This is a genomic window from Ruegeria sp. YTSA219 (genome assembly GCF_059609985.1).
In genome coordinates, this window is the sequence record NZ_JBXWMT010000001.1 from 17,579 (window position 1) to 37,835 (window position 20,257).

Below are 20,257 nucleotides of genomic sequence, written 5' to 3' on the forward strand. Positions count from 1 at the left end.
CTCAGACTAGCGATCGGTGGCTCCCCGGCACGTTTCATCTGAAAACCTACGTGTCGCATTGCGGATTTTACCCTTCAATGGCACGGTCCGGTTGTGGCGAAATTGATCTGGTATCCAATGCAAGACCGGGCGATCTCAGATGTGGGAACCGAGCAGAACCTCATCGTTTTTGATGGAGAATGCGTGCTGTGTTCTCGATTTTTCAGGTTCATGCTGTGGGCCGACACAAAGAAGCGGTTCAAGTTTGTAATTGCCCAGTCCCCCATAGGACAAAGCCTTTACCGGCAACTCGGCCTGCCCACCGACGAGTTTGAAACCAATCTTGTGATCGTTGACGGTGTTGTGCATCAGCGCTTGGATGCTTTTGCTGCTGCAATGCGCAGCTTACCCGCTTTGTGGCCTGTTCTGTCGGCCTGTCGATTTCTTCCGCGGTTTTTGAAGGATCCGCTTTATCATTTCATCGCGCGCCACCGATTTGCATTCTTTGGGCGGTTCGAAACGTGCTTGGTTCCGGATTCATCCCTGAAAGCGCGGTTCTTCCCCGGAGGGTATGCGTGAGGCCGGACCCATTTCTGCAGGCCCTTCCAGCCAATTCTGAGGTGCCGGATGCGGTTCGAAAATTCCACAGTGAAACGGCAGAGTTTACAGGACTATGCAGCATCCAAAGAGGAACCGGGTGGTTGACCTCTTTGTCATTTTGGTTGGGTGGGTTTCCCCCCGCTGCAGATACTCAGACGGTCCGCATTCGAACCAAACTCACTGGCCAGGAATGGGAGTGGTTCAGGGATTTTGGCGGGCATGAGACGCTGTCTCATCTGGTCTACGACGCAGACAGGCGGTGCGTGAAAGAGAGGATCGGAGGGCTGACCATCTGGATGCGCCCACAGGTTCGAGGTCAAAAGCTGCATTTGAACATCCTGCGCCTCACTCTATTGGGGGTGCCATGCCCAAACTTTCTTTTACCGCGTTCGGCGACGGTGGAATGGCAGGATGATCAAGGCCGGTTTCGGTTCGATGTTTCGGCAGAAATGCCGATGTTGGGTCAACTGATCCGATATCGGGGCTGGCTGATGCCGGTTCACGTAAATAGGAACAATGCCTGAATTGAACGTGAGGTGGCTTTGCCATGGCCTCCTGCAATCTACTTTAATATTTATCAAGAAACATGAGAGAGTAGCATTATGAAAAAAGTGATCACATCTGCGGTTCTGGCCGCCGCCACGTTGTTTGAACCGGGGGCGGTGACAGCAGCACCAAACGGTTTTCAGACTGTTGCAGTAAACGACAAAGTGTTTGAGGTGATCCCGCGCGCGCGCAGGGATGTGGATGGCTATTGGTGCGCTGCTGCAGATTTTGCTCGTCGCAGCCTGGGGGCAGGGTGGCAGCAGAATATCTATGTTGTGCGTGGATATGGCCCAAGCGAAGCTACCGGTCGCCGCACGGCGGTCCAATTTTCGTTGACCCCTCCGGCAAATGTCGAGCAGAGCACAAGCTTTGTTTCCATTGGTTTCCAGCCGGGGCAGAGCAGGTCCGTCCAGAACGCGAATGGCCTGTGTTTCCGGCAGCCAATTTTTGACTGAAGAAGGTAAGACCCGCGTTTTGCAGACCGAGTTTATCATTTCAACGCAGGGGCCGGGGCTGTATGAGTTCACCTCGGATATACGAGACTGGCTTGCCCCAAGCGGTTACGACGGATTGTTGACCCTGTTTGTACGCCATACCTCGTGTTCTCTGGCCATTCAGGAAAATGCGGACCCCGAGGTGCGGACAGATTTGCAGGCCTTTTTCGAACGTCTGGTCCCACCGGCGGATGATCCGTCGATGGCGTATTTAAGGCACACCTATGAGGGGCCAGACGATATGCCAGCACATATCAAAGCTGCGTTGCTGCCTGTGTCCTTGGGCATTCCTGTCGCCGCAGGGGTGCCCATGCTGGGGACATGGCAGGGCGTTTATCTGTTTGAACACCGGACCCAATCACACAACCGACGCGTCGCTGCGCATTTCGCGTGACCCCTTTATTTAGCGGTAAAAATTTCCGACTACCCAAATCCTAGAGGCTGCCCTATAGTTGTGGATAAGTGGGCCACAGCGCTTACTAAAAGAGGCGGAACAAGAGACGAGGAGACGGCGGATGCGCTGCCCGTTTTGCGGAAATATCGACACTCAGGTCAAAGATTCACGCCCGGCAGAGGATCATGTCGCGATCCGCAGGCGCCGTTTCTGCCCGGCTTGCGGCGGACGGTTCACCACCTATGAACGCGTTCAGTTACGCGATCTGGTTGTGATCAAAACCAATGGAAAACGCGAGGATTTCGATCGCGACAAGCTGGAACGTTCGATCCGTATCTCGATGCAGAAACGCCCGATTGATCCGGAACGTATCGATCAGATGATCTCGGGTATTGTGCGACGGCTGGAAAGCATGGGCGATACCGACATTCCGTCCAGCAAGATCGGTGAAATTGTTATGGAAGCTCTGGCGCGGATCGACACCGTTGCCTATGTTCGGTTTGCAAGCGTGTATAAGAATTTCCAGGCGGCCGATGATTTCGAGGAGTTTGTCCACGAACTGCGCCCGCCGCAGCCTTCGACGGACGAGTGAGCGAAACAGATAAGCGATATATGGCGCTGGCCCTTGACATGGGGCGGCGCGGACAGGGGACGTGCTGGCCCAACCCATCCGTTGGCTGCGTACTCGTACAGGACGGGCGGATTGTTGGGCGTGGTTGGACGCAACCTGGCGGTCGGCCACATGCAGAAACCGAAGCGTTAAGACAGGCGGGATCGCAGGCGCGTGGCGCGACTGCTTATGTCTCGCTTGAACCCTGCGCCCATCACGGACAGACCCCGCCTTGCGCTCAGGCCTTGATTGAGGCCGGTGTGGCGCGTGTTGTTTCAGCCATCGAAGACAGTGATCCGCGTGTTGCCGGGCAGGGCTTTGCCATGCTGCGCGACGCTGGGATTGACGTGACAACCGGTGTTCTTGCGGATCAGGCGGCCCGCGACCACGCCGGTTTCTTTCTAAAGACCGAACAGGGCCGGCCATTTGTCACGCTTAAACTGGCCAGCAGTTTTGACGGGCGCATTGCGACCGAAAGCGGCCATAGTCAGTGGATTACGGGTCAGACCTCGCGGCGGGCTGTTCATGCCATGCGGGCAACGCATGATGCCGTTATGGTTGGGGCGGGTACGGCGCGTGTAGACGACCCCTCTCTGACAGTTCGGGATCTTGGGATTGAACGTCAGCCTGTGCGCGTTGTCGTTTCGCGCCATCTGGATATCCCGTTGATGGGTCAACTGGCACGCACCGCCTCGAAAATTCCGGTGTGGTTGTGCCATGGTCCGTCACCGGATGCCGAACGTGCAAAAGCGTGGGAAGGACTGGGCGCAAGGCTTATCCCCTGCGCGTTACGCGATCATCACATTGATGCCGCTGACCTGTTGCTGCAGTTGGGGCAGGAGGGTTTGACCCGCGTCTTTTGCGAGGGCGGATCGTCCCTTGCCGCGTCGCTTTTGGCGGATGAACTGGTTGATGAGTTGATCGGCTTCAGTGCCGGGCTTGCGATTGGTGCCGAAGGTTTGCCTGCCATCGGGGGGCTTGGTATGGATCGTCTGGATGAGGCCCCACGGTTTGAACTGCTGGAGACCCGCATCATCGGTCAAGACGTGATGCATCGCTGGGCGCGGGCATTGCGCTAACGGCGCCAGAGATGCGCCTGTGTTGCGAAAACGCCCTGTAGTTTCGAGAGCAGTCTAAGGCCGGGGCCAGATCGGCTCTGGTAGCCATCTGTCAGCCTTTCCAATACCACTTCCGGAGGGCAGGGCATGCCGGTGACAGGGTCCAGATACCTCGGGTAATCGATCAGTGCGGCATGGATCAATCCCAGCAGGGAGGGCCGTGCACCACGACGGGCGGGGACGGATCCCAAATCCTGCGTCAAACCCCAACCAGCATAAAAGGGTGCGCCGAGCGTTGTGACCGGCAATCCGCGCATCAGCGCCTCGAACCCTAGCAGAGAGGTCATGGTCCAGACCTCCTGAACCTCACCCAACAATGCGGCGGGATCGGTGTTCTTGACGATCAGGTCTGCTAGCCCCTCAGCTTCGGCCTCACCTTCACGCAGGCCAGCTTCGACATCGGGATGCGGTTTATAGATCAGAACGGCGGTCGGGTTCATCTCGCGGGCGGTGCGTAGAAGTTCGGTATTGGTGCGAACGGTGCTGGTTCCAAACAGGATCGAGGCATCGTCCTCGACCTGTCCGGGCACCAGAATGAGGTGACCTTTTGGCAAGTCCAGAACCGGGCCGCCGGTGTTATATTTGCTGACCGCTCCGGCGATAATCTGTGTCACCAACCGCTCGGCCCGCAATTCCTGATCCGGCCGCAGGGTCTCCCGCTTGGCGATCATCTCTTCCAACCTGCTGGGTTTGGTCGGGTCGTAATAGATCCCAAGGTCATCTAGCGACAGCGACAGAGGCGGCACAAGGCTGGCCCCCAACCCACGGGACCGAACGAAGCCATCCTCGACCCGTGTGACGTTTTCCATATCACGGCCGTGCCGCGCCCAAACCATGTGGGGACGATCTGGGTTTTCGGGAACGTCAGGCGTGAATTTTACCTTTTTCTCGCGCCCAAACATGTGCTGCAGGTGCCTGCGTTTCCAAAGCCGCATCCCGGATGCCGTCCAGCCCTTGTGATCTTGTCGCCAGGCGCGGGTCAGACCTTCAAGCGTGTCCAGCACGGATTCGAATTCGCACAGCTGATCCCGATAGGGATCGTACCACTTGGGATAAAGAACCATGGTGGCGGCGAAGAGTTGCGCGCGCGTCAGGTTTCGTTGGCGTCTTGGGAAATGGGCTTCGTCTTGGGTAAGACCCCATCCGGCGTAAAACGGTTGGCCGAAGACGCGGGGTTTGTGACCGGCCAATATGGCCTCGAACCCAAGTTGCGAGGACAGGGTGTAGACGCCCACAGCACCCTCTAACAAGGTCCAGGGGCTGATGGCGCTGTGCTGAAAGGATACGCGGTCGGTCAGATCATCGGCAGAGTAATATCCGGGCCGGTGCCCTGCGATCGTGTCGGGGTGGGTTTTGATCAGAACGGTCGCGCCGGGGTTCTCCTCTTGCGCCATAACCAGCATCTCGCGGAACCGGGCCTCATCGCCGCCGCTTGCCCTTACAGAAGCATCGTCGCGTGCTTGATCGACAACCAGGACATACCCTGGGTCCGGCGCAGGGGTCGCGGGATCATAGGCGGAATACTTACTCAGATGCAGTTCGCGCAGCCGCGCCATCCCGCCACGTGCCCGGTTCAGCAGGGCCGTATTATCCAACGGGTCGGTCGCAAGAAGTGTTTCCAGATCCGAAGGCTGTGTTGGATCAAAATGCACACCGCTGCGATCAAGCAGCAGACCCAGCGGAGCATCGCCATTGCGTCCTGAGTGCAGAGATCGCAGGAATGCATCCTCTACGCGCAAGATCGGAGTATTGTATTTGGTCGCTATACGCAGTCCACGATGTGCCGTCGGGCTATTGCCCCAGATACCCACCAGATCCGACCCCTTGGGCGTGCCGATGCCGATATCATATCCGGCCAGTGACAGAATTCTCCGCACGCGCGCGGCTGTCAGAAATCCGCCATTATAGACCAAAAGACGACTGCGTTCGGCCTTGGCATGCGTTCCTTGAGGAACGGAGGGCATCATCCGCCTGTCAGTGTCGTGACATTGGCAAGCGGGGTCAGGCCACCGGCGATCAACGAGATGGATTTGCTCCATTGCGCGTAAGGTGCTTCGGTGACGTAAATTGTGTCATCATCGCGGATGACAAAGTCACGGGCGATGAAAAGGCCATTGGGTGCTGTCAGGTTCAGCACGTAGATCATGCGCTGCTCTCCCTGCAGGTCCGGTTTTCCCATGACTGACCGGACAATGTCCTGTCGTTCCTTTCGTAGAACGAAAATGCCGGTCGGGTCCGAAGACAGGGGCTGTAAGCCACCAACCTGTGCCAGCGCTTCCAGCGCGGACAGATCCTGACTGTCGAATGCCACGCGCGACTGACCGCCCGTCGCCCCCAAGGCGACATAGGACCGGTTGTCGGCTTCGACTAGAATGCGGTCGCCACCCCGCAGGGCAACGTCAAATTCCGGGTTGCGGAACAAGTCATTGTACCAGACCGTCCCTTTTTGACTGCCTCGGATTAGTGTCACCAGGGCGATATCGGACCCTTCGATCACGCCGCCAGCCCGTGTCAGCATTCCGGCCAGTGTGCGGGTTGGTCGTTCGATCGGATAGATCCCGGGTGCGGACAGGGTGCCCGACAGCGAAACGGTTGATCCGTCCCCGGCGATACGGCGCACTTCGACCTGAGGATCAGGGGTCTGATCTTGGAGCTTTTCCGTGATCAACGTGCGAAGCTGTTCCGGCGTGTTTCCGGCTGCGCGCAGGCGCCCGGCATAGGGAACAAAGATGAAGCCCTCGCTATCGACCTGTACCTCTTCCAGGGATGTTGAGGCGCCGGTCTCTCCGGATAACAGCCCGTCATCTACGTTTTCCCAGATTGTCAGGCCCAGTACATCACCCGGACGAACCGTGTCGGCGGTCAGGTTCTGAGCGCTACGGAAGGTTTGCGAGAACCCATATTGAGGCACTGCCGACGTGACCTGCGCCACCCGATCGTCAACCTCAACAACATAGGCGTTTCCACCTTTCGTGGTCGAACCGGCAAGGATTTCGGATTTGTTTGGGCCAGTTTTAGGTAGTTGGCACGCGGCCAGCAGGCCAAGAGCGGCCACAAGGGTTACACCCCGTCCCCATCGGATTGGAAAGCGCTGCACTGCCGAATATCCTCGAACGTCTTGGTTTTGGTCTTTTGTTTCCAGCAGCGTACTTGTTTCCAACTGCAATCGCCAGCATCAAGAGGGGTGATTTACTCAACGATCCTCAACTGTGGCGTCCGCGCCTCTTTGTCGGTCAGCACGGATTGGTAGGGATCTTTCGCCCTTAGCATCATATCCACGGCGCGCCTAAGCAACTGTCGCCGCCCACGGCGTGAATAAAACCCGCCGGGGACCTGACTGGTATCTAGCAGAAAACGCCTATAGCTTTGATAGGCTTCGGTATCGGGGATATCTGGATTGGAAAAGAAATCAGTGATCGGTTGGTTGGAAACAAATTCGGGCTTGTCATAGACCGATTTGCCAAAGGCGCGCAGAGGAATGCCGCGCCACAATACCTGCTGACCCGCAGTTGAATTGATCGTCACGGCCGAGCTCGCTTCGTTGAGCAATGTGGCCAGTTTGCCCCCGGGTACATAATGGACCCGATCAGCGATACCCAGTGTTTTGGCCAGTTTGCGTGCCACCTGGCGCAATGGTTCCCGATGATTTTCCAGCGGGTGTTCTTTGATGACCAGATGATGGTGCGTTGGTGCGCCATTTGCAAAACCGTGCAGTACCTGCTCAAGAAACTCGGACATGCAGTCAAAGTCCGAGTGTGACTGAACCGAACTGTCATGTCCCAGTTGCAGCAATGCCAAGTGATAGGGAAACCCGCCCCGCCGGACTCGCTCCGTCGCCACTCGCCGCCGGATTCTGTGGAAGGGCATCATTGCCAGCCGTTTGAAATACAGCCTGAACTCTTTCGAAACCGGTAGGTCACGGTGGGTTCGAAAATTGCGATACTTGCCGTTCAGGAACAGAACAAACCAATGATACAGCGCGCCATAGAAAATATGCTGTCGCATATCACCCCAATGCGTCGGAGGGGGCGGCATCGGCGCATCAGTTCGCTCCAGCGCTCGCTGCATCTGGGTAACTTCCAGATTCATCAGATGCGAATTGCCATTCGTACCTGTGCGTTCGTAGGTGACCCACCAGGGCCTCAGATACCCTTCTTCGAAAACATGAACAGTGATCCCGTGGGCGCGGGCGATGCGGATGGCTTGGGCGTGGATTGGACGCGTATCGCCATACAGGACAATGTCTGTCACCTCGCGGCCGACAACCAGGTCAACAAATTTTGCCGGCCAGTTCTCGGGTTTGCCAGCATAGGGAATAAAGCTGGCCTTATCAGACCAGAAAGCCTGATCCCCGGCGTTGAAACCCACGCGCCACACTTCGGAACCCGCTGCGCGCAGGATCTTACCAAGCGCGCCAAAAAACGGCCCGTGCGGTCCTTGCAGGAAAAGAAATACGCGTTTTTGCGCAGCGCCGTTGAGTGGTAACATTTCTGCTGCTCTTGTCGTTAGATGAGGAATTATGCCTGTTTGTCGTATTTGCGGCAACCTGGGGCTTGCCCGTAGGCGCGCTTACGCTTACCTCGACGGTGAGCGCTGGCATCAGGTTAGAAACAGAGGGTTAACGCAATGTTTACGGGGATCGTCACAGATATCGGCACCATCACCGAACTGGAGCAGCAAGGCGATCTGCGGGCGCGGATCAAAACCGCCTACAATACCCCGGGGATTGATATTGGTGCATCCATTGCCAGCGACGGCGTTTGCCTGACAGTCATCGCACTGGGCGAAGACTGGTATGATGTGCAAATCAGCGCGGAAACCGTTTCGAAAACCAATTTGGATCGCTGGACTGTCGGCAAACGCGTCAATCTGGAACGCGCGCTGAAGGTCGGAGATGAGTTGGGCGGTCATATCGTGTCTGGTCATGTTGATGGCGTCGCAGAAGTGGTCGCCGTTCTGGACGAAGGCGACAGCACGCGAGTAACCTTGCGCGCACCCAAAGATCTGGCCCGCTTCATTGCGCCCAAGGGATCAGTTGCGCTGAACGGTACTTCTTTGACCGTAAACGATGTGGACGGGTGCGATTTTGGTATCAACTTCATTCCGCACACAAAAGAGGTGACGACCTGGGGGGATGTCGGCATCGGCGACCGGGTCAATCTTGAGATCGACACGCTGGCTCGCTATGTCGCGCGCCTCGCAGAAATGTCCTAGTCCACAATTCAACGTCGCGTCTGACCGGAACGGTGCCGCATGCGGTCTGGTCTTTGACCGCGCGGTGGTCTATCCACCCGGTCAAACTTGGCATGTGAAAGGCTGCCCCATGAGCTTTGAAACTCCCGGACCGGTCGAGGCCCAGCTGCGCGCGGCAATCAGCCCGATCAAAGAGATCATCGACGAGGCGCGCAAAGGCCGGATGTATATCCTGGTTGATCACGAAGATCGCGAGAATGAGGGCGATCTGGTGATTGCCGCCGAGTTCGCTGATGCTGAGGCAATTAATTTCATGGCCACCCATGGTCGTGGCCTGATCTGCCTGCCGATGACGGCGGAACGGATTGACACGTTGGGTCTGCCGATGATGGCGGTGAACAACTCGTCACGTCATGAGACCGCGTTCACCGTGTCGATTGAAGCCCGCGAGGGAGTGTCGACTGGCATTTCCGCTGGTGACCGGGCGCTGACCGTGGCGACTGCGATCAACGAGCAAAACACGATGGCCCATATCGCCACACCGGGTCACGTCTTCCCCTTGCGGGCCAAGCGGGGCGGGGTGCTGGTGCGCGCGGGCCATACCGAGGCCGCCGTTGATATCTCACGCCTGGCCGGGTTGAACCCTTCGGGCGTGATCTGCGAGATCATGAACCCTGACGGAACCATGGCGCGGCTGCCTGACCTGGTCGAATTCGCCAAGGAACACGGGTTGAAGATCGGCACGATCAGCGACTTGATCGCCTACCGGTCGCGCAATGACAATCTGGTGGTTGAGACATCTCGGGAAACCGTCACATCCGAATATGGCGGCGACTGGGAAATGCGGATTTTCACCGATCAGACCCATGGCATCGAACATGTCGTGATGGTCAAGGGTGACATCACCACGCCCGAGCCGGTTTTGACCCGGACCCATGCGCTGCACGAGGCGCCCGACATTCTGGGTCTTGGCCCGAAATCCTCACGTGAGCTGCCGCGCGCGATGGAAAAGATTGCGGATGAAGGGCGCGGTGTGGTCTGTCTGTTCCGCCAACCGCGCAACTCGCTCTATGCGGCTGAAGATGAGGGCCCACGCACCATCAAACAAACCGGTCTGGGGGCGCAGATACTGTCCAAGATGGGAATCCAGGAACTTGTGCTGCTGACCGACTCGCCGGAAACCGTTTATCTCGGGCTCGACGCATTTGGCCTGTCCATTGTCGGGACCCGTTCAATCCTCAGGGAGGACTGATTGTGGCTGAACAAGACAAACACGGCGTGTTGCCGACACCGAGTTTCGACCAACCCGTTAAGCTGTTGATCGTTGTGGCCCCGTTCTATCGCGCCATCGCTGACAATCTGGTGGCTGGCGCAAAGGCCGAGATCGAAGGGGCAGGCGGCACCTGTGATGTGGTCGAAGTGCCCGGCGCCTTGGAAATCCCGACGGCTATCGCCATGGCGGACGGTCAGTGCAATTTTGACGGCTATGTCGCGCTGGGCTGTGTCATTCGCGGAGAGACCACGCATTACGAAACCGTCTGCAACGACTCCAGCCGTGCCATCCAACTGATGGGTCTGCAGGGGCTGTGCATCGGCAACGGTATCCTGACAGTCGAGAATGACGATCAGGCCAAAGTGCGCGCCAATCCGGAAAAAATGAATAAAGGGGGCGGGGCTGCCGCTGCGGCCTTGCATCTGATCGCGCTCAGCCGTAAGTGGGGCTCTTCCAAAAAGGGCGTCGGGTTCAAGCCGCCGTCCGAGTCCATCCTTGTGGCGGGCGACAGCAACGGACCCACAACAGCATGACCAAGACAGACGCGCCAAAACCGGCCAACCAGAAACGCCTGATGAAATCCGCCGCTCGGCTCTATGCCGTGCAGGCGCTGTTCCAGATGGAGCAATCGGGTCAGACAACCGATCAGGTTGTGACCGAGTTTCTGGATCACCGCTTTGGCGCCGTCTATGAGGGCGAGGAAATGCTGGACGGCGATATTCGCCTGTTCCGCAAGCTGGTAGAAGATGCGGTCAATTATCAGGCGCCGATCGATCAGATGACCGATCGCGCTTTGGTTGCCAAATGGCCGATTGCCCGGATCGACCCGACCCTGCGCGCGGCCTTCCGGGCCGCCGGAGCAGAGCTGACACAGAACGACACACCGCCCAAGGTGGTCATCACTGAATTCGTCGATGTGGCGCGGGCCTTCTTCCCCGAAGGTAAAGAGACCAAATTTGTCAACGCAGTGCTGGATCACATGGCGCACGAGGCCAAGCCCGAGGCGTTCTGACGCGTTTACACGGATCAAATATGCGTTAAACTGAATGTTATAGCGCAATGAGGTCCGCCATGCCCAAACTGATCCGTTTGTATATCACGCAAGTGGCCTGGGGCTTTGCCATCTCGGCAATTTTTGTCGGGGTGCTTCTGGCCCTGAACGTCGCCAACCTGCGTCATCTGATTACTGGTTCTGATATCGGCCTGGTTGCTCTGGCGATGATCTGGTTCATGAACGGGATCGTCTTTGCCGGTGTACAGTTTGCCTATGCCATTATGAGCATGGCAGAAAAACCCGGCGGTCCGCGCGGTGGAACGCCGGTTTCTGTCAGGCTAAAGCCTGCCCTGATCAAACAAGAGGCACGTACAGGGCGTTAAGACACGTGACACGCCGGTTGAGGTGGACGCAGAGCTTGCCCGCCGTAATTGGTAGGTCAGGGCGTCAGTTTTAGTCTGACTGCGTTGTGTCTTTTCTCTGACAGGGTTCGGGTCATTCGGCAGACAAGGCGACACCCTCCACGGTAACCCTGTGCATCAATCGTCGAAATCCATGATAGTCATTGACCGCTTTGTGCCATGTGGCCCGATTGTCCCAGATGGTCATGTCGCCTGTTTGCCAACGAATGCGGCATTGGAACTCGGGTTGCTGGCAATGGTCATATAGCATTGCAAGGATGGCTGCTGATTCATCGGCGCTCAGGCCTTCGATTTGGGTTGTGAACACTGGATTCACATAAATACCGCGCCGCCCGCTGAGGGGGTGTTTTATGATCACAGGATGTCGCGCGTCTTGGGTGGCTGCCTGTGCATTGCTTAGCCGACCACTTTGCGCCGCTTCACTGTCCTGTGAGCTTGTTCCAAAAACGTGCCGAGACGAATGAACCGCCCAGAGCCCATCCAGAAAGCTCCGCATGGTAGGTGACAGCGCCTCATAAGCTGCACCCATCGAGACGAACAGTGTGTCGCCTCCAAAGGGCGGGGTTTCCAAAGCATGCAGGATAGACCCCATCGCCGGGATTTGGTCGTAGGAATGATCGGTATGCCAGCCCTCTCCGATGGCCTCTTTCTGATCCTTTTCCTTCAGCACCATAGCGATTTCTGGATGCCCATCGACCGGCCTGAAGAAGCGGTTGATGTTGATCGCGCCAAAGCGTTGGGCAAACGCCAGATGCTCATCCGGGCCGACATCCTGCGCTCTGAGTACGATGACAGAGTGCTGAGCAAAGGCCGTATGAATGGCGTCGAACTGGCTGCCGTCTCGGATATCGGCGCCGATGATCTCTGCGCCCACACCGCCGGTAAGTGGTCTGATGTCCATCTGCTTTCTCCCTGAGTTTCAAACGCAGGGTAGCGCATTGCTAAAGGTCGAAAAAACTGATTTAAAATTTGTAAAAAGAAGATTTTATTGATGATACGTTTCACTTTGCGCCAGTTGTCGTTCTTCGCCGAGACGGCGCGATGTGGCGGTATCGCGCAGGCAGCCAGGAACCTGAATGTTTCGGCCGCCGCTATTTCATCGGCAATCGACAAACTCGAAGATGTCACTGGTTTGACGTTGTTTGATCGCTTTCCTGCACGCGGGATGAGGTTGACCCGCGTTGGCGCAGCCTTTTTGACGGATTCCGACGCGTTGCTGATGCAAGCAGGCGCGCTCGGCAATCGGGCCGCTGTGATGGCTGAGGGTAAAACAGGTTCTATTGTTATCGGGACGCATTATGCGATTGCGCAGAAGATCATTCTACCAGCTGTTCTGGCTTTTCGCCAAAGCCATCCCGGTATCCGCATCGAGGTTGTTGAGGATGATTTCCCGAACCTCGTTGCTGCGCTGGATGCCGGCGAGTTGGACGCGCTTGTGGTGTTTGATCAAGGGTTTGAACCCCGACGTCATCACGTTGAAGTACTTAAAGAACTGGCGCCTCTGGTTTTACTTCCGGCCTCGCACCCATTGGTGCATGCCGACAGCGTACAGCTTGAGCAGCTGACAGGCATGCCCTACATTGCAGTGTCGCGTTCCGGTCCGGGTCCAAGCTATCTTGACCTGTTGCAGGCCGCTGGGCTTGATCCAGAAGTGCCACTGATCTCGCAATCACGAGAGTTGGTGCATGCCTATGTTGGCAAAGGGCTTGGGTTCACGCTGGTTGGTTTTCCGCCAGAGGCGAGACGAACGATAGAAGGCGATGCGGTCGTCGCGCGTCCGCTGGCACAGGATATCGGGTATTTCAATGTTGTGATTGTGCAGCCCCGTGCCATTCGGCAACCCGAACCCGTAAAAGCATTTCTTGATGCCTGTCTGCTCCAGGTATGATTAGCGCGATCTGGCCCGCAGGTCAGAACCCAGAGCTCGTAAATCTGGCTATTTCCTGCCGGAGTTTGGATCGAGTGTGGCGGGACCACCAGTCAACCGTGCGGTTTGATTCCCGAGGACCTGTATGTACAGGTGGGCGCCAGGTAATCAGGCCAGGACCTGAACAGAGCCAGCCCCCTCGGAATTGCTTAAGGCCACCAGAATGCTACCAGTCACAAGAAGGGCAGAACCCGCCACGGGCCTAAGTAGGGCGTCCGGCGGGTTCGCACAAGGGGTCAGGCGTCAACAGTTTCGTGCAAGGACGCGCGCATCTTGCCAAAATGCTCGTCCCAGCCATTGTCCAGCGCCAGGATCAGGCCAAAGGCATCGGCACCTTGCGGCAGACCTTCGTGCAGCAGGTCCAGGCGTGTACCGCCCGCAACCGGTTCCAGCGTCCATTTCACGATGCTTACCGCGTCGCCCATCGGCTTAACCGTGAACGAGTATTCCAGATAAGACGGAGGGCGCGCCTCGCGGACCTCTCCCCAGATCAGCAGGTCGCCACTGGTTGTTCCGAACATCTCAAGCTTTTGGCCCTGCGCCAGGGGGCGTTCGGGTTTGTGAAACCATTCCGCCAGCCTCTCGGGTTTGGTCAGATAGGCCCAGACAGTTTCGGGCTCGGCCCTCAGGAAGATGGATTTCCTTAGAACGGCATCAGTCATTTTGATTTCCTTTCAACAGCTTCTTTAAGAGAGTTAAGGCGTTCATCCCAGAATTGATCAAAGTAGCTGAGCCAATCCAGAACAGGGGCCATGCCTTCTGGTTCAAGTCGGTTTATGCGTTCCCGGCCACGGGCTTCGACGGCAATCAGGCCGCCATCCGACAGCACGGTCAGGTGTTTCTTGACCGCCGCGCGGGTCATGTCGAAGCGATCAGTCAACTGAGCGATCGTCATGTCCTGCAGTGCTAACATCTGCACAATGTCCCTGCGGGTAGGGTCAGCCAGAGCGCGGAACGCGTTTTGAGTTTGGTTTTCCATATGCAACCTAAAGAGATACCATTTGGTTTCATATTAATGCAATACCAAATGGTACTATGTCAAGCCGTATGGGCTCACTTTACATTTGTTCACTAATTGTTCACATTTGAGATATGACATTGGACCTGCAACCCGGACAAAGACTTGCACGTGGCGTCGCCCGTCACCTGACGGCGCATGGCTTTGTATCCGTTGAGGAATTCGTGCCTATACGCGGACTGCGGGTTGATGTGATGGGGCTGGGTCCTAAGGGTGAGCTTTGGGTGATCGAATGTAAATCAAGCCGCGCTGATTTCCAGTCGGATTCCAAATGGCAGGGCTATTTGGTGTGGTGTGATCGATTCTTCTGGGCAGTGGATACGGAGTTTCCGACCGAGCTGTTGCCTGCCGAGACCGGGTTGATCATTGCCGATGCTTATGACGCCGAGATCGTGCGTATGGCACCAGAGGACAAGATAGCTCCGGCCCGGCGGAAGAAGATGATCCAGAAATTTGCCACAGACGCGGCCCGTCGCTTGCAGTCTCTGAGAGATCCCAGAATCTGATAGGTCAGCTTTTTACTGCCCGTGCGGCATGCGCGGCGGCGCGGAGCTCGTCGGCAATCTCTTCGGCTTCTTCTGGATCGAAATCCATTGGAATCTCAAGGTTTTCTGCTTCGATGAATAGGCGCACCATCCCCTGATCTGTTGGTCCGATCTGCAAATTCGCCTGAATGTCACTTTCGGTATTGATGCTCATGTGTGCCTCCGGGGATGAGAGTTCGTGCTAGCGCGCAAAGGCTTGAGAATCAAGTTACCTTTGCGTTCAAATAGGGGATGCACTCTATTCAGATCAGACCCTTTGAAGCTTTGGACGCGCCGTGGTTGGTGGCTGTGCATGATTTTTTGTATTCACGAGACGAGGGTTTTGACGACTCTTTTGTCGTGTTGGTGAAAGAAATCCTCGATGATTTTATCACTAACCATGATGCCAAGCGCGAGCGTGGCTGGATTGCGGAATGTGACGGCAAACCTTTGGGCAGTATTTTCTGCGTTGCCCTGAGTGAAACGACCGCAAAACTGCGGTTGTTCTTACTGTTGCCCGAAGCGCGCGGGATGGGTCTGGGAAAGCGGATGCTGGAGAGCTGCATGGGCTTTGCTCGCGGCGCCGGTTACACTGAAATGAGGCTGTGGACGCATGAAAGCCACAAGGCTGCCTGTGCGCTTTATGGGTCCACTGGGTGGCAGTTGATGGATAGCAAACCGGTCCATTCCTTCGGGGTTGATCTGGTCGAACAAAGCTGGAAAATTCAGCTTTAATCCTCTTGCATTCCGTGAACGCGTTCGGTACATCGCCCTTCACAAGTGCCGCCTTAGCTCAGTTGGTTAGAGCGCTGGATTGTGGATCCAGAGGTCCCCTGTTCAAGCCAGGGAGGCGGTACCATCTCCCCGATTGCCGGAAAATTCCCAAGCTAGTTCCGCCCCTAGGCTGTCGCGCAAATCGAAGGGCTGCCTTTACTCAAAACGGTACCGACTTTTATTTGAGAAATTGTCTTTTCCGGGGATTGCAGCGGCTGCAACCCCGGTTGGGTCTTAGCGTGCCAGATTCAGGCGAAAGCGCATTTTTGTTTTTCGTTCCGCAGGTAAATGACGGTTCAGATGCTTGTTCACCAGGCCGAACCCCCCAACGATCACAAGCGTCAGTAAGATGAAATAGAAGGCAAGGATTGGATAGGCGACAAAGGGGTTGAACGTCTTGTCCGCGAAATAGCTTGCGTAATACAGCGCATCGCCTCGTTGCTGCCAGGCGGGGAAGGCCGAGAAGAACACCAGCGTGGTGGCATGGAACAGAAAGATCGCCTCATTCGTGTAGGCGGGCCAGGCAAGCCGCAGCATGGTGGGCCAGACGATCCGCCGGAAGCGAGACCAGCCGGACATGCCATAAGCATCTGCAGCCTCGGTATCGCCCTTGGGAATGGATCGGAGCGCGCCAAAGAAAATTTCGGCTGAATAGGCGGCAGTGTTCAGAAACAGAACGATCAGCGCCCCAATCCAGGCCGACGTCAGAGAATCGAACATCGGATAGGATTTCTTCAGCGACAGGAAGAAGAAATAGGCAAAGAAAAACTGAATGAACAGCGGCGAACCACGAAAGATGAAAATGAACCATTCCGAAGGTTTGCGCAGCCAGAAACTGGGTGAAGCTTTGCCAAGCGCCAGTGCTGTGGCAAGGAAAAACCCGGTCGCAAGCGCCATGACTCCGAAATAGATATTCCAGATCATACCAGACCCAATCAGGGTAAAGTGCTCACATAAGGTAAAGTCGGATTTTGGCAGCAGACGCTCGCCATATCCAAGAGATCGCAGGCCGTAGTCCTGAATGGTCTGCAAGCAGCTCATGCGGTGGTCTCCTTGCGCAGCAATTCTCCGGCGGCGGTGGCCTGTCCGTGCGAGAGCCGGCGCATCAGGCGTTCAAGCCCGATCTCGGACATACGGGTGAAGCCAAGGTAGAAAACCAGCAGGAACAGGAAATACCACATGCGCCAGTCACCGTGTGGGTATTGCGTAAACTTCGGAGTCTTGGTGCTGCCCAGTTCGCGGGCCCAGTACACGATATCTTCGATGCCCAGAAGGAACAGCAACGGCGTGGCCTTGATCAGAACCATCCAGAGATTGCTGAGACCGGGCAGGGCATAAACCCACATCTGAGGCACAAGGATTTTCCAGAATGTCTGGCGACGGGACATCCCATAGGCTTCGGCGGTTTCCAGCTGTGTATAGGGTACGGCCCGCATGCCGCCGAACAGAACATTGGCGGCGAAAGCACCGAAAACAATAGAGAAAGTGATGACAGCCAGAAAGAACCCATAGGTTTCGTGCACCCATTCCGGCGAGGTGCCCAGTGGCAGTTTGGCAGATTGGCAGACGATAAAGTCGTTGCCCTGTCGGATCGAATCCGTCCAGTCCGGGCAGAGAATTTGATGCCGCGTCCATTCGAATGCCTGATCCAAAGCAATCACGAAGAACATGAAAAAGGCGATATCCGGCACGCCGCGCACGATGGCGATATAACCCTTACCCAGCCAACTGACCGGCAGAACGTGCGAACGGGCAGCCATGGCGCCGACGAACCCGAAACCCAGCGCTACGGGCGCCGTCACGGCAAGTAGGGCCAGTACCTTGAGGAAGGACAGGTAAAAGGACCAATGCACACCATTGGTCAGATAGCACGAGAACCAACGGAAGGTTCCCAGCGTGTCGGGATCAGTGCAGAACGAAAAAATGGCGGGCCTCTTCAGGTGGTAAAGGCGCTGGGGCGGCGCGCCCGTAGACTGGGGCACGCCGCCGGATCAGAATTAGAAGGTCGAAGACACTTCCCATTTGGTGATCAGCTCGTTCAGGCTGCCGTCATCCTTCATGGATTGGATGGCTGCGTTGAGCTTTTCTTTCAGCTCACCGTCGGATTCACGGACGCCAATGCCGACGCCACCACCCAGCGGAACCTCATCGGCCACAAAGCGCAGATCTGCGTCTTCGTCGACGATCGGGGCAAGGAAGGATTTGTCGGCCAGAACCGCATCGGCCTCACCGTTGCGTACGGCAGCGATGGTTTCCTCGGGGCTGGCGAACTCGACCAGGGTCGCGCCGGATTCGGCGATATAGCCAGCCTGAATGGTGCCGGTCTGTGCGGCGACCACACCACCTGCAACATCGGCGTCATCCGACATTGCTACATAGGCGGAGGGATCCGGTGGTGTGTAGTTCTGGGTAAAGTCGATGACCTCGTCACGCTCGTCGGTGATCGACATTCCAGCGATGATCACGTCGTAGTTGCCCGAGACCAGGTTCGGAATGATCGAATCCCAGTCGTTCTTGACCCACTCGCAGGTCAGGTCTGCGCGTTTGCACAGCTCGTCGCCCAGCTCGCGCTCAAAGCCGTCGATCTCACCTGCGTCATTGACGAAGTTCCAAGGTGCATAGGCGCCCTCGGTCCCCATCCGGATGGTGTCTGCCATGGCCATGCCCGCGCTCAGCGCAAGGGCCGCAGTGGTCAGGATCAGTTTTTTCATTGGATACTCCCCAGTTTTGGTTCTGATCTGAAGTTATGCCGCCTGAGTGGCGGAAAGAAAGCCCTGAAGCCGTGGAGATTCAGGGGTAGTAAAGAGATCTTCAGGCAGGCCTTCTTCTTCGATGAGGCCCTGGTGAAGGAAAACGACATGGCTAGAGATATCAGCGGCCATTTTCATGTCGTGGGTCACAATGATCATGGTGCGGCCTTCTGCCGCCAGGTCTTTGATCACCTTGATCACTTCTTGTTCCAATTCGGGGTCCAGCGCCGACGTGGGCTCGTCAAACAAAAGCGCCTCGGGCTCCATGCACAGCCCCCGCGCGATCGCGGCACGCTGTTGCTGGCCACCAGACAACTGTGCGGGGTAGGCGTCGCACTTGTCGCCAATACCAACTTTTTCAAGGTATCTGCGTGCGCTGTCTTCAACTTCTTTTTTGTCACGGCCCAATACCGTTACAGGTGCTTCCATCACGTTCTGCAGGATGGTCAAATGAGCCCACAGGTTGAACTGTTGGAAAACCATCGACAGGTTTGTGCGAATGCGCAGAACCTGTTTCGCATCTGCAGGCCGGCGCGTGTGGCTGTTACCGGACCAACGAACAGGTTCACCCTTGAAAAGGATTTCGCCCTGCTGGCTGTCTTCCAACAGGTTGCAGCACCGCAATAAAGTGGATTTCCCAGACCCCGAGGACCCAATCAAAGATACGACATCGCCCCGTCTGGCAGTGATATCCACGCCCTTCAGCACTTCCAGATTGCCGAAACTCTTGTGTAGGTTCTTGATCTCAATGACGGGAGTTGAATCTGTCACGGTTGGTCCAAGTGTTATTGGTGTTGGTGCGGTACTAGGGCTTAAAAATCAGATCAATGCAATGCGCAAATGACAGAGTAAGCGGGTGATTCCGTCAATTTGACGAAGCGTTCTGGTCAATTTGATCATGAATTATCCATCGCAGTTTACAATTTCGACGGATTTGGGACGCGCAGATAATCTTTGGCAGGAATAGAGATCAGGTCATGCAGGTGCAGAAGGTTCCGATCTTGCGGTGATATGGTTTGAATCGCGTTGCGAACAGCGCGTGCGATCTGAGCGGCATCCTGATCCTTCGCTGTGATATAAGGTAGCGCGGGGGTTGGGGTTGTTTCGGCGACCTCACGCAGAGCTTCTGGAAGGTCGGAATGGACCTTCAGAATCTCCCATGTCAGCGCATCCAGCGCGGCATAATCGGCACGGCCCTCGGAAATGGCTTGAGCAGACAGCACATGACCACCGGCTTGCAGAACCGATGATGGTGTTCGGTGGTATCGTTCAAGGTGAACCATTGGGGCGGCCCATCCGGATTGCGACAGCGGTTCATTATAGGCAAAAACACCATCGGCCAATTCATCAAGGTCGCGGGGGTCGTGGCGGCGGGCTACAAAAACCGACCGGTAATGGCCAGGTGGGCAGCCAGGCAACGCGTAGTCCGGCGTTCCAACCAACTGCACCTTGCCATGCAGCCGGGTGCGATAGGGCATGCCGCAGGTCTGGGCAAAAACCAGATCCGGGTCCAACCAGACATCCCAGACATCCCGGTCTCGGTTTAGGTTTGCGGGGCCATAGCCAAGGTAATCCCGAATCGATGCCCAAAACCGATCATTCGCAGGGCGCAGCGCAGGCATGTCGTACATGCCCAGCATG

At 56.6% G+C, this 20,257-nt stretch carries 26 protein-coding genes and 1 tRNA gene; 15 read left to right on the forward strand and 12 right to left on the reverse strand.

Annotation, left to right across the window (positions count from 1 at the left end; all coding sequences use genetic code 11):
- Positions 1-210 precede the first annotated feature (210 nt).
- The 6 genes from AC2FFB_RS00085 to ribD all read left to right on the forward strand — a co-directional run bounded on the left by AC2FFB_RS00085 (position 211) and on the right by ribD (position 3,702).
- Positions 211-558, forward strand: coding sequence for a thiol-disulfide oxidoreductase DCC family protein (locus tag AC2FFB_RS00085; RefSeq protein ID WP_496688203.1), 348 nt, complete (start codon positions 211-213; stop codon positions 556-558).
- Positions 559-599: 41 nt separating this feature from the next.
- On the forward strand, positions 600-1,103 hold the full coding sequence (locus tag AC2FFB_RS00090) for a DUF4166 domain-containing protein (RefSeq protein ID WP_496874478.1): 504 nt from the start codon (positions 600-602) through the stop codon (positions 1,101-1,103).
- Between the two features lie 78 nt (positions 1,104-1,181).
- The gene (locus AC2FFB_RS00095; protein WP_142634653.1) at positions 1,182-1,580 is read left to right on the forward strand and encodes a hypothetical protein; all 399 of its coding nucleotides are present in this window, start codon (positions 1,182-1,184) and stop codon (positions 1,578-1,580) included.
- A 19-nt stretch (positions 1,581-1,599) separates the two neighbouring features.
- A complete protein-coding gene (locus tag AC2FFB_RS00100; protein WP_496688207.1) occupies positions 1,600-2,013 on the forward strand; it encodes a secondary thiamine-phosphate synthase enzyme YjbQ in 414 nt (137 codons plus the stop codon).
- 121 nt (positions 2,014-2,134) lie between these two features.
- Entirely contained in the window at positions 2,135-2,605 is a 471-nt protein-coding gene (gene nrdR / locus AC2FFB_RS00105; RefSeq protein WP_142634651.1) for a transcriptional regulator NrdR, read from the forward strand.
- Positions 2,602-3,702 carry a bifunctional diaminohydroxyphosphoribosylaminopyrimidine deaminase/5-amino-6-(5-phosphoribosylamino)uracil reductase RibD gene (ribD, locus tag AC2FFB_RS00110; RefSeq protein WP_496713432.1) on the forward strand — a complete coding sequence of 367 codons (1,101 nt, stop codon included), beginning with the start codon at positions 2,602-2,604 and terminating at the stop codon, positions 3,700-3,702. The genes nrdR and ribD overlap by 4 nt, the downstream gene beginning before the upstream one ends.
- Here ribD and AC2FFB_RS00115 read toward each other — a convergent pair.
- The 3 genes from AC2FFB_RS00115 to AC2FFB_RS00125 form a co-directional block, all read right to left on the reverse strand.
- Complete coding sequence (locus AC2FFB_RS00115; RefSeq protein ID WP_496874337.1) at positions 3,699-5,705, reverse strand: capsule polysaccharide biogenesis protein; 2,007 nt, start codon at positions 5,703-5,705, stop codon at positions 3,699-3,701. The two genes, ribD and AC2FFB_RS00115, sit on opposite strands and share 4 nt — an antisense overlap.
- Positions 5,705-6,838 carry a polysaccharide biosynthesis/export family protein gene (locus AC2FFB_RS00120; RefSeq protein ID WP_496713435.1) on the reverse strand — a complete coding sequence of 378 codons (1,134 nt, stop codon included), beginning with the start codon at positions 6,836-6,838 and terminating at the stop codon, positions 5,705-5,707. Before AC2FFB_RS00120 ends, AC2FFB_RS00115 begins: the two co-directional genes overlap by 1 nt.
- A 92-nt stretch (positions 6,839-6,930) precedes the next feature.
- Positions 6,931-8,229 (reverse strand): capsule polysaccharide biogenesis protein, encoded by a 1,299-nt coding sequence (locus AC2FFB_RS00125; protein ID WP_496693324.1) that lies wholly within the window; start codon positions 8,227-8,229, stop codon positions 6,931-6,933.
- 138 nt (positions 8,230-8,367) lie between these two features.
- On the opposite strand from AC2FFB_RS00125, the gene AC2FFB_RS00130 reads away from it, so the two are divergent.
- The 5 genes from AC2FFB_RS00130 (at position 8,368) to AC2FFB_RS00150 (ending at position 11,584) form a co-directional block, all read left to right on the forward strand.
- On the forward strand, positions 8,368-8,955 hold the full coding sequence (locus AC2FFB_RS00130; protein ID WP_142634640.1) for a riboflavin synthase: 588 nt from the start codon (positions 8,368-8,370) through the stop codon (positions 8,953-8,955).
- Positions 8,956-9,064: 109 nt separating this feature from the next.
- Entirely contained in the window at positions 9,065-10,186 is a 1,122-nt protein-coding gene (ribB, locus tag AC2FFB_RS00135) for a 3,4-dihydroxy-2-butanone-4-phosphate synthase (protein ID WP_496690792.1), read from the forward strand.
- Between the two features lie 2 nt (positions 10,187-10,188).
- Complete coding sequence (locus AC2FFB_RS00140) at positions 10,189-10,740, forward strand: 6,7-dimethyl-8-ribityllumazine synthase (protein WP_496874338.1); 552 nt, start codon at positions 10,189-10,191, stop codon at positions 10,738-10,740.
- Positions 10,737-11,219 (forward strand): transcription antitermination factor NusB, encoded by a 483-nt coding sequence (gene nusB, locus AC2FFB_RS00145; RefSeq protein ID WP_142634634.1) that lies wholly within the window; start codon positions 10,737-10,739, stop codon positions 11,217-11,219. Before AC2FFB_RS00140 ends, nusB begins: the two co-directional genes overlap by 4 nt.
- Positions 11,220-11,278: 59 nt before the next feature.
- Complete coding sequence (locus AC2FFB_RS00150; protein WP_142634632.1) at positions 11,279-11,584, forward strand: hypothetical protein; 306 nt, start codon at positions 11,279-11,281, stop codon at positions 11,582-11,584.
- 112 nt (positions 11,585-11,696) lie between these two features.
- Here the strand turns inward: AC2FFB_RS00150 and AC2FFB_RS00155 are convergent, their stop codons facing one another.
- Entirely contained in the window at positions 11,697-12,524 is an 828-nt protein-coding gene (locus AC2FFB_RS00155) for a TauD/TfdA dioxygenase family protein (protein ID WP_496678226.1), read from the reverse strand.
- Positions 12,525-12,614: 90 nt separating this feature from the next.
- On the opposite strand from AC2FFB_RS00155, the gene AC2FFB_RS00160 reads away from it, so the two are divergent.
- On the forward strand, positions 12,615-13,511 hold the full coding sequence (locus tag AC2FFB_RS00160) for a LysR family transcriptional regulator (protein WP_496693323.1): 897 nt from the start codon (positions 12,615-12,617) through the stop codon (positions 13,509-13,511).
- Between the two features lie 275 nt (positions 13,512-13,786).
- On the opposite strand, the gene AC2FFB_RS00165 is transcribed toward AC2FFB_RS00160, so the two are convergent.
- Together AC2FFB_RS00165 and AC2FFB_RS00170 are read right to left on the reverse strand one after the other, a co-directional pair.
- Entirely contained in the window at positions 13,787-14,212 is a 426-nt protein-coding gene (locus AC2FFB_RS00165; RefSeq protein ID WP_142634626.1) for an SRPBCC family protein, read from the reverse strand.
- Entirely contained in the window at positions 14,209-14,529 is a 321-nt protein-coding gene (locus AC2FFB_RS00170) for an ArsR/SmtB family transcription factor (protein WP_496874339.1), read from the reverse strand. The genes AC2FFB_RS00165 and AC2FFB_RS00170 overlap by 4 nt, the downstream gene beginning before the upstream one ends.
- Positions 14,530-14,642: 113 nt before the next feature.
- Here AC2FFB_RS00170 and AC2FFB_RS00175 point away from each other — a divergent pair, with 113 nt between their 5' ends.
- Positions 14,643-15,074, forward strand: a complete 432-nt coding sequence (locus tag AC2FFB_RS00175) for an MmcB family DNA repair protein (protein ID WP_496874340.1) — start codon at positions 14,643-14,645, stop codon at positions 15,072-15,074.
- Positions 15,075-15,078: 4 nt separating this feature from the next.
- On the opposite strand, the gene AC2FFB_RS00180 is transcribed toward AC2FFB_RS00175, so the two are convergent.
- The gene (locus AC2FFB_RS00180; RefSeq protein ID WP_142634620.1) at positions 15,079-15,267 is read right to left on the reverse strand and encodes a DUF6324 family protein; all 189 of its coding nucleotides are present in this window, start codon (positions 15,265-15,267) and stop codon (positions 15,079-15,081) included.
- A 77-nt stretch (positions 15,268-15,344) separates the two neighbouring features.
- Here AC2FFB_RS00180 and AC2FFB_RS00185 point away from each other — a divergent pair, with 77 nt between their 5' ends.
- Positions 15,345-15,827, forward strand: a complete 483-nt coding sequence (locus tag AC2FFB_RS00185) for a GNAT family N-acetyltransferase (RefSeq protein WP_142634618.1) — start codon at positions 15,345-15,347, stop codon at positions 15,825-15,827.
- Positions 15,828-15,874: 47 nt separating this feature from the next.
- Positions 15,875-15,951: transfer RNA gene (locus AC2FFB_RS00190), tRNA-His, on the forward strand.
- Positions 15,952-16,100: 149 nt separating this feature from the next.
- On the opposite strand, the gene AC2FFB_RS00195 is transcribed toward AC2FFB_RS00190, so the two are convergent.
- From AC2FFB_RS00195 to AC2FFB_RS00215, 5 genes are all read right to left on the reverse strand, one after another.
- Positions 16,101-16,907, reverse strand: coding sequence for an ABC transporter permease (locus AC2FFB_RS00195; protein WP_142634616.1), 807 nt, complete (start codon positions 16,905-16,907; stop codon positions 16,101-16,103).
- A complete protein-coding gene (locus AC2FFB_RS00200; RefSeq protein ID WP_142635158.1) occupies positions 16,904-17,791 on the reverse strand; it encodes an ABC transporter permease in 888 nt (295 codons plus the stop codon). The genes AC2FFB_RS00195 and AC2FFB_RS00200 overlap by 4 nt, the downstream gene beginning before the upstream one ends.
- A 72-nt stretch (positions 17,792-17,863) precedes the next feature.
- On the reverse strand, positions 17,864-18,577 hold the full coding sequence (locus AC2FFB_RS00205) for a transporter substrate-binding domain-containing protein (protein ID WP_271946303.1): 714 nt from the start codon (positions 18,575-18,577) through the stop codon (positions 17,864-17,866).
- Between the two features lie 33 nt (positions 18,578-18,610).
- The gene (locus AC2FFB_RS00210; protein WP_271946306.1) at positions 18,611-19,387 is read right to left on the reverse strand and encodes an ABC transporter ATP-binding protein; all 777 of its coding nucleotides are present in this window, start codon (positions 19,385-19,387) and stop codon (positions 18,611-18,613) included.
- 146 nt (positions 19,388-19,533) lie between these two features.
- Complete coding sequence (locus tag AC2FFB_RS00215) at positions 19,534-20,256, reverse strand: phosphate/phosphite/phosphonate ABC transporter substrate-binding protein (RefSeq protein ID WP_496874341.1); 723 nt, start codon at positions 20,254-20,256, stop codon at positions 19,534-19,536.
- Position 20,257 lies beyond the last annotated feature (1 nt).

Bases quoted from the DNA above. Each gene is read 5' to 3' on its own strand.
- AC2FFB_RS00085 (WP_496688203.1), top strand. From the start codon at position 211: ATGCTGTGGGCCGACACAAAGAAGCGGTTCAAGTTTGTAATTGCCCAG.
- AC2FFB_RS00095 (WP_142634653.1), top strand. From the start codon at position 1,182: ATGAAAAAAGTGATCACATCTGCGGTTCTGGCCGCCGCCACGTTGTTT.
- nrdR (WP_142634651.1), top strand. From the start codon at position 2,135: ATGCGCTGCCCGTTTTGCGGAAATATCGACACTCAGGTCAAAGATTCA.
- AC2FFB_RS00115 (WP_496874337.1), bottom strand. From the start codon at position 5,705: ATGCCCTCCGTTCCTCAAGGAACGCATGCCAAGGCCGAACGCAGTCGT.
- AC2FFB_RS00125 (WP_496693324.1), bottom strand. From the start codon at position 8,229: ATGTTACCACTCAACGGCGCTGCGCAAAAACGCGTATTTCTTTTCCTG.
- AC2FFB_RS00130 (WP_142634640.1), top strand. From the start codon at position 8,368: ATGTTTACGGGGATCGTCACAGATATCGGCACCATCACCGAACTGGAG.
- ribB (WP_496690792.1), top strand. From the start codon at position 9,065: ATGAGCTTTGAAACTCCCGGACCGGTCGAGGCCCAGCTGCGCGCGGCA.
- nusB (WP_142634634.1), top strand. From the start codon at position 10,737: ATGACCAAGACAGACGCGCCAAAACCGGCCAACCAGAAACGCCTGATG.
- AC2FFB_RS00150 (WP_142634632.1), top strand. From the start codon at position 11,279: ATGCCCAAACTGATCCGTTTGTATATCACGCAAGTGGCCTGGGGCTTT.
- AC2FFB_RS00155 (WP_496678226.1), bottom strand. From the start codon at position 12,524: ATGGACATCAGACCACTTACCGGCGGTGTGGGCGCAGAGATCATCGGC.
- AC2FFB_RS00160 (WP_496693323.1), top strand. From the start codon at position 12,615: ATGATACGTTTCACTTTGCGCCAGTTGTCGTTCTTCGCCGAGACGGCG.
- AC2FFB_RS00165 (WP_142634626.1), bottom strand. From the start codon at position 14,212: ATGACTGATGCCGTTCTAAGGAAATCCATCTTCCTGAGGGCCGAGCCC.
- AC2FFB_RS00170 (WP_496874339.1), bottom strand. From the start codon at position 14,529: ATGGAAAACCAAACTCAAAACGCGTTCCGCGCTCTGGCTGACCCTACC.
- AC2FFB_RS00175 (WP_496874340.1), top strand. From the start codon at position 14,643: ATGACATTGGACCTGCAACCCGGACAAAGACTTGCACGTGGCGTCGCC.
- AC2FFB_RS00180 (WP_142634620.1), bottom strand. From the start codon at position 15,267: ATGAGCATCAATACCGAAAGTGACATTCAGGCGAATTTGCAGATCGGA.
- AC2FFB_RS00185 (WP_142634618.1), top strand. From the start codon at position 15,345: ATGCACTCTATTCAGATCAGACCCTTTGAAGCTTTGGACGCGCCGTGG.
- AC2FFB_RS00195 (WP_142634616.1), bottom strand. From the start codon at position 16,907: ATGAGCTGCTTGCAGACCATTCAGGACTACGGCCTGCGATCTCTTGGA.
- AC2FFB_RS00205 (WP_271946303.1), bottom strand. From the start codon at position 18,577: ATGAAAAAACTGATCCTGACCACTGCGGCCCTTGCGCTGAGCGCGGGC.
- AC2FFB_RS00215 (WP_496874341.1), bottom strand. From the start codon at position 20,256: ATGCTGGGCATGTACGACATGCCTGCGCTGCGCCCTGCGAATGATCGG.